General features: G+C 38.0%; 12 protein-coding genes and 3 pseudogenes. 4 read left to right on the top strand and 11 right to left on the bottom strand.

Annotated elements, in window-relative coordinates:
• Positions 1-127: 127 nt before the first annotated feature.
• The 4 genes from V3595_RS28145 to ggt all read right to left on the bottom strand — a co-directional run bounded on the left by V3595_RS28145 (position 128) and on the right by ggt (position 3,750).
• Positions 128-298, bottom strand: a complete 171-nt coding sequence (locus V3595_RS28145) for a hypothetical protein (RefSeq protein WP_485911222.1) — start codon at positions 296-298, stop codon at positions 128-130.
• Between the two features lie 241 nt (positions 299-539).
• The gene (locus V3595_RS28140) at positions 540-719 is read right to left on the bottom strand and encodes a hypothetical protein (RefSeq protein WP_485911220.1); all 180 of its coding nucleotides are present in this window, start codon (positions 717-719) and stop codon (positions 540-542) included.
• Positions 720-753: 34 nt separating this feature from the next.
• The gene (locus V3595_RS28135; protein ID WP_485911218.1) at positions 754-1,905 is read right to left on the bottom strand and encodes a M20 family metallopeptidase; all 1,152 of its coding nucleotides are present in this window, start codon (positions 1,903-1,905) and stop codon (positions 754-756) included.
• 141 nt (positions 1,906-2,046) lie between these two features.
• On the bottom strand, positions 2,047-3,750 hold the full coding sequence (gene ggt, locus V3595_RS28130; protein ID WP_485911216.1) for a gamma-glutamyltransferase: 1,704 nt from the start codon (positions 3,748-3,750) through the stop codon (positions 2,047-2,049).
• 173 nt (positions 3,751-3,923) lie between these two features.
• Here ggt and V3595_RS28125 point away from each other — a divergent pair.
• The 3 genes and pseudogenes from V3595_RS28125 to V3595_RS28115 all read left to right on the top strand — a co-directional run.
• Positions 3,924-4,227, top strand: a pseudogene (locus tag V3595_RS28125) (ATP-binding protein); the annotation flags it as partial.
• Positions 4,228-4,504: 277 nt separating this feature from the next.
• A complete protein-coding gene (locus tag V3595_RS28120) occupies positions 4,505-4,717 on the top strand; it encodes an anthrax toxin lethal factor-related metalloendopeptidase (RefSeq protein WP_485911214.1) in 213 nt (70 codons plus the stop codon).
• Complete coding sequence (locus tag V3595_RS28115; protein WP_485911212.1) at positions 4,674-4,814, top strand: anthrax toxin lethal factor-related metalloendopeptidase; 141 nt, start codon at positions 4,674-4,676, stop codon at positions 4,812-4,814. Before V3595_RS28120 ends, V3595_RS28115 begins: the two co-directional genes overlap by 44 nt.
• 607 nt (positions 4,815-5,421) lie before the next feature.
• Here the strand turns inward: V3595_RS28115 and V3595_RS28110 are convergent.
• The 4 genes and pseudogenes from V3595_RS28110 to V3595_RS28095 all read right to left on the bottom strand — a co-directional run.
• A complete protein-coding gene (locus V3595_RS28110; protein ID WP_185151544.1) occupies positions 5,422-5,640 on the bottom strand; it encodes a hypothetical protein in 219 nt (72 codons plus the stop codon).
• 171 nt (positions 5,641-5,811) lie between these two features.
• A complete protein-coding gene (locus V3595_RS28105; RefSeq protein WP_230163192.1) occupies positions 5,812-7,074 on the bottom strand; it encodes an L-lactate MFS transporter in 1,263 nt (420 codons plus the stop codon).
• Between the two features lie 350 nt (positions 7,075-7,424).
• A complete protein-coding gene (gene citZ, locus V3595_RS28100; RefSeq protein WP_485911210.1) occupies positions 7,425-8,540 on the bottom strand; it encodes a citrate synthase in 1,116 nt (371 codons plus the stop codon).
• A 233-nt stretch (positions 8,541-8,773) separates the two neighbouring features.
• A pseudogene (locus tag V3595_RS28095) lies at positions 8,774-9,039 on the bottom strand (acetate kinase); the annotation flags it as partial.
• A 348-nt stretch (positions 9,040-9,387) separates the two neighbouring features.
• On the opposite strand from V3595_RS28095, the gene V3595_RS28090 reads away from it, so the two are divergent.
• Entirely contained in the window at positions 9,388-10,035 is a 648-nt protein-coding gene (locus tag V3595_RS28090; RefSeq protein WP_056519948.1) for a LytR/AlgR family response regulator transcription factor, read from the top strand.
• A 1,324-nt stretch (positions 10,036-11,359) separates the two neighbouring features.
• Here V3595_RS28090 and V3595_RS28085 read toward each other — a convergent pair.
• From V3595_RS28085 to V3595_RS28075, 3 genes and pseudogenes are all read right to left on the bottom strand, one after another.
• Positions 11,360-12,466 carry a glycosyl hydrolase family 18 protein gene (locus V3595_RS28085; protein ID WP_485911207.1) on the bottom strand — a complete coding sequence of 369 codons (1,107 nt, stop codon included), beginning with the start codon at positions 12,464-12,466 and terminating at the stop codon, positions 11,360-11,362.
• Between the two features lie 303 nt (positions 12,467-12,769).
• Positions 12,770-12,883: pseudogene (locus V3595_RS28080) on the bottom strand (alpha/beta fold hydrolase); the annotation flags it as partial.
• 410 nt (positions 12,884-13,293) lie between these two features.
• Positions 13,294-13,563, bottom strand: a complete 270-nt coding sequence (locus V3595_RS28075; protein WP_485911205.1) for a hypothetical protein — start codon at positions 13,561-13,563, stop codon at positions 13,294-13,296.
• Positions 13,564-13,664 lie beyond the last annotated feature (101 nt).

Here is a 13,664-nt window from a genome sequence, read left to right as displayed (position 1 = left end):
CTAAAACTGCATTTGATTTTTCGTCTATCGTATATTTAGTCAAAAAAACTGCACCTCCAATTGTTAGATGTTGTCTAACAATTGGGGTGCAGTTCATGTCATAGTTAGCCCCTTTTGTTCATCTCCTTTATTTTTCTCCCTCTTCTGGGTTTTTATTATCATTATCTACGTCGTCTTTCTGTTCTCCATCATTGACACCATTATCTTGGTCCACCCCATCACCACAGGCGGTTAACCCCCCAAGAATTAATCCAAATGCCATTCCACTAGCCATAAATTTCTTTTTCCAGTCGGCCATAGATAACTCCTCCTCTTATAATAAGATTAACTTCTTACTATTTGTTTTACCCTGTATTTAGCTTAGTAAACTGTATAAGTTTGGTAGAATGTTTTTAGGATAGGAAAAAATGGACATACGAATTTGGTGAAAAGGTGAATAATATTTCATCTGGCATAACTCTTCCGGACAAAATGAGGCGAATTCAACTGGCTTTAATGAAAGGAAATGGAACTCCATAGCAGGGGGCCATAACTAACTTTTAGGTTGTTTGGCTTAAAAGGACGATTTCGATGATATAGGGAACCGATAATGATATAGCTAATAGGTTCTCGTCATTATCCATATCATTCAAGCTGATTATATTAAGACCTCTCCACTTCCCCTTTTGATCCTGTATCAAACTTTCTTTTTTGTAGTCCAAATATCTTATGCCATCCATGGATTCAGGTGGAAGTTTACCCGGTTGATTCTTCTTAATGTGTGGCACTTAATCGCTCTATTGTTTTTGCGAGGAGCGCAGTACGTTTAGGAAAAGAATTTAAGTCTACGTACTCATCCGTTTCACTATGGGAGAATTCACCAAGCGGGCCCATCCCATCAACGGTTGGTACTCCTTCAGTAGAAGTATAGGCAGCGTCAGAGCCACCCCCTGTACTCACTTCACTGATGGACATTCCCAATTCTTCACCAGCGGCTTTAATGACATTTAGTAGTTCTTCTGTTCCTTCCACTTTTTCCATCGGCGGCCTTCCTATTCTTCCGGTAAGTTCGGTCTCTGTACCCGTCACTTTTTCCTCATTAGCTATTTCAGTGATTTTTTTCGTAATTTCTTCTGCTTGTTTCATGTTCTTTACCCTTACATCAACCTGTGCTTTTGCTTCCGGCGCGACTGTATTTGAAGAGATGCCTCCTTCAATTAAGCCAACATTCACCGATAAACCTTCCTCGTAATCGTTTAACTTTTGAAGTTTGATTACCTTATGGGCGATTTCTTCTATTGCACTTCTCCCTCTTTCTGGCTCAACACCGGCATGGGCACTTTTCCCTTTTACATCAAAAATGAATCTTCCAATTCCCTTTCTTTCCGTAACAACCCCATCATTAGGCCTTCCTGATTCAACTACAAGTGAGAAATCCTTATCCAGAGCGGCCTCTTTAATAATTGCTTTTGATGTACGGGAGCCTACTTCTTCATCACTGTTAAAAATAACATGAACATTTTTATAAGCTTCCGACCCATTCTCTTTTAAGGCCTTTAATGCATATAGTACAGATACATGGCTTGCTTTCTCATCACTCACACCTGGTCCATATGCTTTATCGCCTATTATCTTATATGGCCTTTTTTCCGCTTCCCCCTCAGGAAACACCGTATCCATATGGGCAATAATGATAATTTTAGGTTCACTGTCTTCCTTGTACTTAATATCGAGGTGGTCGCCAAATTCAGTTTGCCGATGAACCTTTACATGCATACCAAGGTCCTCAAACTTTCTTCTTATAAGATGCCCTACTTTATCAACACCTTCTTTATGATAGGAACCACTGTCTATGTTCACAAGTTCCTTCAATAAACTGTTCATCTCGGGCATTTTGTTTTCAAGGTACGTTTCCATTTGGTCCATACATAACGCCTCCTTCTTGATTCCTTATTTGTTTCATTCCTCAATCGGTCTGAATATAAACGTGAATTTTCTTGAGGATAAGTACCAACCGAAGAGGGAATTCAAATTTAGGCAAATTAGGGTTTCAGTACTTTTCCCAGTTCAATCATCATGGATAGACTGGTTATCCTTATTTATCCCTATCGCCGAACCAGGTCTACTTGAATCTGCCGCACCATAGATGTCTCCGTTTTCTTGATCAATTAATATGGCTTGAACATTTCCTATGGACTTAGCAAGTTCAGGGAATTCAAACCCCATTTGCGTCAGCTTATTTCTAGCCTTTTGGGGGATTCCCTCTTCCCACCATATAAGTGGTGTAGTACTGTTATAAATCCTGGGTTCTTCAATTGCATCCTTTATATCCATCTGATAATCAAAAATATTAATGAGAACCTGAGAAACTGAGGCAACTATGGTCGGTCCTCCCGGTGAACCTAGTGTTAACACAGGATTTCCATCTTTTAAAACAATAGTAGGAGTTTTCGCGCTCACCGGGTATTTTTTTGGTTCAATGCTATTGATATGCCCTGGCTCGGGATAAAAGTCAGTCAAATCATTGTTTAGCAAAAAACCATAGCCTGGAACCATGATTCCCGAACCCATCACATGCTCGATTGAAGATGTACAGGCCGCTATATTCCCCCATCTGTCAACCGCTATAAAGTGGGTCGTTTCCCCACCAGTTTTAAAATTCTTTACCTCACCCTTTTTGTTGGAACTATCCTGGTACACCCAAGGATTCCCAGAGTCAATTTCAGGGTTTCTGGATTTCCAATTAATCATCTTTTGTCTTTCTTTTATATATTCAGGATGGAGAAGCCCTTCTATCGGGATGTCTCCGAATTCCGGATCGGTCATATAAGCGAGCTTGTCTGAGAATGTAAGTCTCATTGCCTCGGCAAGCAAATAGTATTTCTCCCATGAAGACACCTTGTATTGTTCTAACCTAAAACCTTCTAGAATTTTAAGAAGCTGAATCAAACTTAGTCCCCCTCCATTTGGGGGAGCTGGCACTGCTAGTTCATATTCTTTATATCTACCTGTTATCGGCTCTTCAATTTTCGCTCGATATTCGTACAAGTCCTCTTTTGTCATCATGCCGCCCTTCTTTTCGAGGGTATCCACAATAGCCTCTCCAATTTCTCCTTGATACAGAGCATCCACGCCCTTCCGTTGGAGAATGCGCAGCGTTTTTGCAAGATTAGGATTCTTTACCCATTCACCCTCCACTCGCGGAATTCCCTCAGGGACAAAAAATGCTTTCGCTTCATCCCCCATACGAAGTGTAAGCGTCTGTATAGCATCATCCCACTGCGAATTTACTCTAAATCCATTCTCTGCGAGCCGGGCAGCAGGTTCGATCAGCTTATCTAGTGGCATGGTCCCGAATTCTCTTAATGCAAGGTCCATCGCCTTCATAATACCCGGAATGGCTACTGCCGAGGCATGAGTGGATCGTTGAAAATGTTCAAGGATATTCCCCTCCTTATCTAAGAACATATCCCGTTTAATTCCCTTTGGTGCTTGAGAATGCCCGTTGATGACCTTTGTTTCCTTTTTATTATTATCGTAATAAAGTATATATCCGCTGGCCCCAATTCCTGTATTAAACAATTCGACCACACTTAATGCGAATTGAACCGCCACAAGTGCGTCCATTGCATTACCACCCTCTTCCAGCACCTTGGCCCCTGCTTGGGTTGCTTCATCCACAGCGCTGGCCACCATACCGGAATCTGCTACGGTTCTTTGTTTATTCATATCACTTTTTTTAGCCTTCTGGTTCTTAAAAAGTTGGTGCATATCTATTACCCCTCTCTTTGGAAGAAATAAAAAAAATCTACAAAGGATCTCCATTTTCTGATACACGAATGTGTCGACCGCCTATTGCTTTATAGGATATTTTCACTAAAATACAATAAGCTAAACATTAAGTGATTTTTATATATTTCCATCAAAGGATTGTTTTGGATTGACAGGTTTTAGAAGGCTTAGAAGCAGTTCGTAAGCCCGGGATGTATATCGGTACCACCTCTGCAAAAGGACTTCACCATAGCTGATTTGATTCAAAGCGGAGGCATGGCAAAATGGTTCTTAAGCGAATATGAAGTTTTTATTATTGTTTGGGAAATTGTCGATAATAGTATTGATGAAGCGCTAGCAGGTTTTTGTGATGAAATCAAAGTCACGATTGAAAAAGATAATAGCATAACCGTGGTCGATAATGGCCGTGGAATTCCAATTGGCATCCATGAAAAAATGGGACGTCCTGCAGTAGATTAGGTGGCTGGACTCCCGCCCTACCACAATGGTTATAGGGCACCATACATTTAAGAAATAAGCCGTAGTAAAAACCTGGAAGAGTTAGTATAATTTATCCAGGGGTGGGGAAATGGAAATGATTAGATGGAGAAATTGTGAAAATTGCGGTACAAGTGGATGCTCAGATAAGTACCCGTTTTGTAATGAAAAGTGTGAAGTTGCGTATTATATGAATAAGAACTAAGAAAAAGGCCTAGGGTTAATTCCCTGGGCCTTCTTTTTTTTTGTAGTTATCATGACGGTTCTCCATGCCGGCGGTAAGTTTGTCGGAGCAAGCGACAAGGGAAAGGGGCATGGTTCTGTCAATTTGGAGTTGCATGAGCTTGCACACTCCATTGATAAAATAGTATACAACGGCATTCGTGATGACGTGAATTTTTTAGGAATATGGGGAAAAGAAGTAAATGTTACTGTTTCCAGGACAGTCTTATTTCACGACATATCCTGAAGAATATTTTGCGGAATGCTATGCGATGTTTTATGTTAACAATGACCAAAATCAGTCGCTAAGAGATAAAGCACCCGAGACTTATCATTTTATTTAAACAATTAATGTAACGATAGAATTAGAATCAACAATTGAATTGCAGTACGCGAAAAGATACTATGAGGTAGAAGGAGTTTTAGCAAATATCTCACGGCATCTCAAATGAGAACTTATTCGCTGGGATGAAGATTATGCTAAAATTAACTTAGAAAATAAAGTAACTAATTTTGGTTCTTACGGAAATTAGTTACCGAGCAACAAGAACATGTTTTTGACTTTGTCCTGCCTTTCAAGAAGGGAGGTGGGGAAGTATGGATTTCTTTGAAGCAATAAGCTTTATTGCTGATTTAGTAGGATTGTTATCAGACTTAAATTCGTAAAAGTCTAATTTTTACGAACGGTATCAACAATGCTATACTGCCCATTTTATACGCTAAAAAGTCGATCTCCTCTACGTTAAGGAATCGACTTTTTTTACTTTTTCTAAATGAACTAAAGCACCCGTTAGTTCAACAAGAAGGAAAAATCCACTTACATCACTATATAGCTAATTTTGTAAACAAAAAGAGCGTTAACCCTATTGGTCAACACTCTAAAATCGATTTAACATATATTAATAACTAAAATATGAACCTATTCGACTATGCCAATCGTAAATTTCAATATCAATCTTCATTCTCTTCTTCTTCATATAAATCGTGTTCACCAATATAAATAGGGCCGTTTGCATAATCAATTCTGATTGGCCATTCATACGGAACTGATAAACTGCTTGCTTCACCGGCTTCATTGACATGAATGTTGACCTTTGCAAGATCACCTTTGGCACAAAGACCAACAATTTCACCATTTTCAACAAATGGAACACGACGGATATGTATCAAAAAAAGTCTCTTAATCAGGTTGAAAAGTAAGGTTGAACCTGTGAGTATCGGACAAAAATCAAATAACAAGAAAAAAAGGCATTATCACAGCTTGTCTAAAAGGAACTCGGCTGATTGATATGCCTTTATCGAATAGATTAACTACTAAATAGTCGGAGATACTATTCTGAATTATGAAATTTTACTTAAATTCATTCCTTTTTGTTGTGCTCTTTGCATTTTTTTGATATCTAAACGCAGCCAGATGGAAATGACGAAAGCAATTGCAATTAATCCAGCGAAAACATAGAACACTGGAATATAACTGTTTGTACTTTCTCTAATTGCGGTAACCAGCATTGGTCCACAAACTCCTCCAAGCGACCATGTTGTTAAAAGATAACCATGGATAGCACCAATTTCTTTTGTTCCAAATAAATCTCCAGCAAATGCAGGGAGATTTGAGAAACCTCCACCATAACAACTAACAACTAACAAAATAAACCCTTGGAACAATAACGAATTTGTTGTAGTTGGCAGTAAAAGGAACGCTCCGATTTGAATAATAAAGAAAATCACGAAAACATTTGGGCGGCCAATATAATCAGAGGCTGCTGCCCAGCCAAGTCTGCCTCCACCATTAAAGATACCCATGATACCTACTAGTGTAGCAGCCCCAGCGACTGACAAGCCAACTACGTCTTGAGCCATTGGAGAAGCCACAGAAATCATCATAATTCCAGCACTAGTATTAATTAATTTCATTGTCCACAGCATCCAGAAATGCTTTGTTCTAACCGCTTCTTTTGCAGTTACCTGTCTCAAATCTTTCTTAATTTCTTTTTTGCCTGACTCAATATCTTTTTTCATACCTTCAGGAATCCAGTTCGCTTTTGGAGGTGCAATATAAGAAGCACCTAGAAACATTAGTATGAAATAACCTGCACCTAAAATATAATAAGTAGAATAAATTCCAACAGACTCCATAAGACTTGCTGCAACTGGGGCTGTAATAAGAGCTCCAGCTCCAAAACCGAGTACGGCCATACCTGTCGCTAACCCTCTTCTATCGGGGAACCATTTGACTAGAGTGGATACTGGTGAGATGTATCCTATACCCAAACCGAGACCACTTATTAATCCATAAGTAAGTAGGTAAAGTGGAAGTGAATCGATCATAACAGCCAAACCGGAACCGGCTTGTCCTAAACCAAATAATACAGCTGCAACCATAGCTGATTTTCTTGGACCATTCTTTTCAACAAATTTCCCAAAGAAAGCTGCGGAGGTTCCTGCAAGTGCCATCATAATTGTAAAAGCTAAAGTTACTTGAGTTTCTGACCACCCCATAGTCTCAACTAAAGGTTTCTTGTATACGCTATATGCGTATGCCCCACCAATGGAAAGGTGGATAGCGATAGCAGATAAAGCTATTAACCATCTGTTTTTTGTCATTTTGTTACCCCATTTCGTGACTTTAAGATATTTTGCATGCGTTTTATCTATCTTTTGGATAAGTATATAATTCCACATCGAGTTACAAAAAAATCTGGTTCCTTCTATAACAAAGTTTGTAAAATCCTTTACAGACAAATTTAACTCCCTGTGCCGAACGGAAACGTGCCAACTACAATTTCTTTCGGGAATCCTGATTCTATAAAGATGGCATATGTCATCCATCAACAGGGTTGGTCTGCAAACAAGAGGTTAAAGAGATACAGTTGTGCCTCTTTACCTGTGAAAACTGCGCAACAACGATGGGCGGCGTTATCTAGTTTCTCGCAAAATATGGAATACCCGTACCCTTAACGTTCCGCGATTGGAATATATTCTAGGTGTTTCGGTCCGATATAGTCAGCGCGGGGGCGAATTAAACGATTGTTCTCATACTGTTCCAAAATATGAGCGATCCAACCTGATACGCGGCTCACCGCGAAAATCGGCGTGAAAAGGTTATGTTTAATCCCTAAGCAGTGATAAACGGATGCTGAATAGAAATCAACGTTCGGCAGCAATCCCTTTTCACTTCGAATGATTTCTTCCATCATTATTGACATGTTATACCACTTGTCTTCACCTGTGACTTCGGCTAATTGTCGTGACATTTCTCTCAAATGTTTCGCACGAGGATCGCCATTTTTATAAACCCGATGGCCGAAGCCCATAATTTTTTCTTTGTTGATAAATGCTCGTTTCAAGTAGGGCTCAATATAATCTATCTCATCAATTTCTGCCAGCATTTTCATCACACGCTCATTAGCTCCGCCATGAAGAGGTCCTTTCAACGCACCGATTGCAGCTGTTATCCCTGAATACATATCAGACAACGTGGCGACACATACACGACCTGTAAAGGTGGAGGCGTTTAACTCATGGTCAGCGTGTAGAACGAGTGCTTTGTTAAACGCTTCCTCAGACTTTGAATTGGGTATTGCTCCATTTAACATATAGAGAAAGTTGGCAGCAAAACTTAGTGAGCTTTTGGGTGGAATCGGTTCTTTCCCTTCACAAATACGCGCATAAGCTGCTATGATTGCCGGTATTTTCGCTTGTAAACGGATAGCTTTACGATAGTTGGCTTGATCACTGGTTTCATCTGCTTCTTCGTCATACAGTGCGAGTGTTGATACGCACGTCCTTAAGACCGCCATAGGATGAATATTTTTGGTAGGAAACAATTTCAATTGTGCAATTAATTCTTCAGGAAGGGAAGCGTTTACATTTAATTCATTTCGAAATTCAGTTAACTGTTCTAATTTAGGGAGTTTGTTATGCCACAATAGATAAATAATTTCTTCAAAATCGGCAAATTGGGCTAGATCATCAATCGAAAAGCCTCTATATGTTAACATATCATCAACAATCGAACTGACAGAAGAGGTTGTTGCGACTACTCCCTCTAAACCCTTCGTTTTTAACATAATAATCCCCCTCGTATAAATTTAAGATACATCGCTCATTGCCTTCAACACACCCTATATCAACATGCTTAGTTTTATCTTTATTAAAAATATTAGATTCCAAGTATTATAGAAAACGAGCACACTGAACATTTACAGAAAAAATGACCCTAAATAAACAGCAATTATTTTGTCTATAATACTAGGTGACTTTCACGAAGCGTTAAGCGAACCGTATCTCTGGCAATTATGATTTATTCATTTGTTGGTATAACCAACACTTGGACCGGTGAGTGTTGATAACTAATGAACGACACGCTGCCGTTTACTTTATTGAGGGCAGGATCCCAATATACGCCCATAAATTCCAGACCGTCCAAAACACGAGAGCGGATGACGTCACTATTTTCGCCAATACCTGCCGTAAAGATGTTCGCATCAATTCTCTTAATTGCATCGCGTACATCCCGATATATTTATGAATTCTCTCGGCAAACACTTGAAGCGCGAGCTTTGCATGTTTGTGGCCTCTCCTGAATATCACGAAGATGGATCTTTTGAAAGCGCTTTAAAAATGATGATTAAAAGTGTAGTCCATCCCCAAACTGATAGACCAACATCATCCTTTCCAAACAACTGTTTTACAAAAGTTTGTTTATTTATCGTAATTTTATAACAGTTTATTTGTATATGTCATAATTTTCGGACAAATCTTTCTATATGTTGATGAAAAGGGTTAACGGTGGATAAAAACAGAATTATACTATGATTGAATAATTTAAATAGTTAGAAAAAATGACAAATAACCAAATAAAAAATAACACATTGGTGTTATAATGATGCCAAACATATGGAGAGGAGTAGAAGCTTGAAAAACGAAGTGCTTCAATTCATTAAGGACTGGGTTCCCAAAGAAGCATCTGTAGCCGTTGCGAGCGGCAATAGATATATAAATTATTATGCTGGCATTCATGACATTCAAATTCGCCCCGGACAACCAATCCCTTCAGGAAGCATCTCAGAACGAGTTTTCCACCAGAAGGGTCGAGTTGAGACGTTGGTTGATGACTCTGTATTCGGAATTCCGTATTATGGTGTAGGTTATCTCATAGAAGGACAAGATGGATTTAACGGGGCACTAACAGTAATTCTGCCACCATGGTACTCACTTAAGAAGCATTCACCCCTCTCTTTTATAACTGGTAAACAAGGAGATATTTGGAGTCCGATCCCTGTTGATCAAATAATTTATATTGAAAGCAATCAAAAGAAGACATGGTTTTATACTGCGGATGGTCAATATAGTACAATTTATACCCTAAAGAATATCGAACAAAGGTTGCCAGACTCTTTTCTCCGGATCCATCGATCTTATATCGTTAATATTTCTTTTATACAACAGATTTCTCGTGATATATCATCCAACTTAATTCTTACTCTTAAAAACCCAAATTGTTGCGCCCTTACAATTAGTCAAACCTTTATCCCTTCCGTACGAAGAACTCTCGGATTTTAACAATCATCTTGGAAAATAAAGGTATTATCCTTGCCAAAATATGAAAAGGTTTACAAATACATGGTGAAAGTGGGTTTTTAACCATATCGAAAGAACCAATTTACTTATAAAGAAAAAGCACTGGGGTTCCAGTGGAGAGACCTAGTTAGATAAGACAAGGAAAAACACCCCCTATTAAAGTGATATACTTTCAATGGAGGAATGGTGGAGAAATTGAGACACGTATTAGTGGAATCTTAGCAGATGTATCTAAATGGCATGAAAACAACTCTCTTATTGAAGTAAAGCACTGTTAGTAAGAAAAGCTGACCTTTTTAAAGAATCGCTCTGTAGAATGACACAATTTAAAGGGTAACTTATTATTGCACGCGAGTATACAAATAAAGAACCCCTTAGCTGGAAGTGTCGAAGCCATATAGTCAATGGCAAAGACGATACTTGTATAAAAGTATCGTCCTACCTAATTCCATTTATTTTCTTGTTGTCTTTACTATATTGTAATGTGGTATGGGTCGTTTTTAACCTTTGATTTCATTTGTTCTGATTTAAGAAAGTCATCAAAGACTTTTTCAAGCTCACAAGTATTATGAAAGTCACAAACGGCAATTTTAGACTCATTCATCGGCTATTTACTCAAATTGAACTATTCTCGAAATTAATAATCTGACATCCATTATCACAGAATTTGTAGAATGCATGAACTAGCTTAATGATTGGACGTAAATAATAACGAAACCCAGCTAATCTTCTTTTGTGAAGGTAGCTGGGTTTTAAAGTTGGATGTGCAAAAGTGACACGTCTATACTTAATGATACCCTTTTAGGGTCTAATTCATTGTGATACTAGCTAGTATTTAGATATTTTACGACGAGTGACACAAAAGCCCGGATCGTTATTGTGAGTCTACTTATTAGCTAGTGGTGTACTTCATTTCAAATTTAAGGGGTATCAACTTAGAAAATAAAGTTACTGCCATCAATAACTCTTATTTTATTAGTGAGGACTTGGCAGTACCATTCCTTCCAAAACATTGGCTTTTGAAGCAACTTCTTAATGCTTTTTCATCATTTCCTCCTACTGATCTAGCATTAATCTATTTACTAATTCTCGGAACAAATTAAAAAGACCTCTTTTACCTAGTTCTTATTAAATTAAATGGCCCAATTATTAAATAAAGATCAAACAGCAATCTTCAACTATCCTGCCCCGATAGTTGCATAAGAATAGGAGCTGCTGATCAGCTCCTGGTAATGAAGTAAAGCACCCGTTACTTTAAGTACAAATCTTCACAATTAAACAAGTTCAGGATTTAGAGGACCATTCATCACTTCTTTACTTTTATTTCCTCGGGTATAGTGGTCCAGAACTTTGGGTCTTCTAAGCCGAGCCGCCAAATCCCGATTCCCCGCAAGTTATATTTTTTTACTAGGTTTAACTTAAACCGCAGACTATCGCTATTCTCAAACCAAACTTGGTGGCTATGATGATTATGATCAACGTAACTGAAATGAGGTGTTTGCGAATGGGATTCCCATATAACTTTAGCTTTATATTTTGTTCTCTGATCCATTAACTGTGCGTAGGAGCTATACAAGGCTTTGTCTGCTGTCGTATCCCAGTCCCATCCATACCCAGCGATACCGAGTAAAATTTTTGATGGTGGTACGCCATGTTTCAAAGCATAACGAATCGTTGCTTCTGTCCAATTGACTGATGCTGTTGACCCGGGTTTTGTTCTTGGGTTGTGTTCATCGTATGTCATAATCATTAACCCATCTGAATATAGACCAAGCTTTTCGTAATCAAACCACCGTGACCAGGGATTAGCACGGGAATCACCTGTGTTTGCAGGGACTGAAACCGTAACTACTTTTCCATCACGATGCACAGCATCAGACAATTTTTTTATCAGCAGACTAAAGGAATCTCGGTCAGTCAAATACAAATTTTCCATGTCAATATTAATACCGTCATATTTAAACTGATTCATTTCATTGCGTAAGTTCTGAATGAAAACATTGCGGTTCTTATCGTTTTCGAGTACATTACTCGCTACCTGCTTGCCCTTCTCCACGGTTTCATAGAAGAGGTTATGTACAACCATATATACCTTCAGGTGTTTTTTATGAGCACTCTGAATAACCTTTATCTTATGATCTGCTGTAACGGAAACTATAAGACTGCTTGGACGTTTATCATCAAGCTTATACCAAAAGGGTGCAATGATGCTTAAACTGGTGAATTGCGAGTTAACTGTAGGTTGAGACCCTGGATACGTTCCTTCCTGTTCTGTGTAGAAACCTAAAACTTCACGAGGAGTTTTATTCTTATTGTATTCCTCTTTTCGTTGTAATTGACTACAGGATGACATTATTAATAACGCCATGCTTAAAGAAATGATGGTGAATAACCGATAACAATTTTTCGCCATAATACACCTTCTTCTAATTTGTATATATCTTAAGATGATAAGAAAATTTGTAACTTATTCACGAATTAACTTTCCCCCATATAAAAGGTCTCAGGAAAAAGACCTCCACAAGTTAATAAGTAGTTCGGTTTTAAAGTACAAAAACGCATTTAGAGAGCAAAATCGAAACAGATTTAGCAACCGAATTATCAATGTAAATAACATTACAATTGGCATAAAAAAAACACTCAGAGTGAAAGATCTCTGAGTTTTTGTTTATAATGTCCTATTCCATTAAATGCCCCCTTTAGCTGAAGAGGACTATCAACCAATAAATTGCCTCAATTGCTGATTAAACTTGTCACGTTCTTCCCAGAAAGGACCATGACCACTGTAATGAAACGGAACAAGCTGTGAATATCTTATTTGTTGGTTTAATCCTAACTCCACTTCATATTTTTCCCCCGTTGTAAATTTTGTTCTAATAATATTTTATCATCTTCTTTAACTAACCTAACCTCCCCCTTTAGTTGCATAAAGAAAGAGCTGCCTATCTATTATATATTAAATTTCTTAATGAACTAACCTGCCCGATAGTTGCATAAGAAAAAGCTGCCCTAAAGACAGCTCTGATCCTCAGCTAACGCACCCGTTAGCCATCCATGCAGCTGAAAAATAGTTGCTGCACCACAGAGAATGAAAGTAGGGTTTTTGTGGTCATACTGATATTGGCGACATGAGGTTTAATTTACGGCTCAGTTTTAAAAAATATAAATTGCTGGGTCTACTTTAGTATTATCATTTTTAGATTTTCACTGTTTTGTACTTTCATGGTAGTTGTATACTATTTATTTTCCAAAGAAAAAAAAATACAGTGCTAATAAATATATACAAATGTATACCCAAGAACCCATTATCAAGAAAAAATTAAAACATCCTTTATTTTTTCTATTTAGTATTACATTTAAAATAGCCACTATTACCACTAAAATATATAAAGGTGCTATCGCTAATTTTGAGATAAGTTCTGGAAAGGGCATTTCCATTAATTTGTCATCCACATTATCTCCCCCTAACTTAAGTCTAATATTAGCCAAATTATCTAATTCCTTGTTCAACTATCCTCCCTCTATAAACATTGATGTATCAACGGTTTGCACCACTCGGTGTATTAGGGTAATTATTTTTTCATTCTACTTTTAAACAGAGTATTGAAATT

Origin of the sequence: Bacillus sp. CFBP9009 (assembly GCF_036541465.1) — a bacterium.
Lineage (GTDB): Bacteria > Bacillota > Bacilli > Bacillales > DSM-1321 > Peribacillus.
Note: the sequence above shows the minus strand (reverse complement) of the source record. Positions and strands in the feature narration are given on the sequence as shown.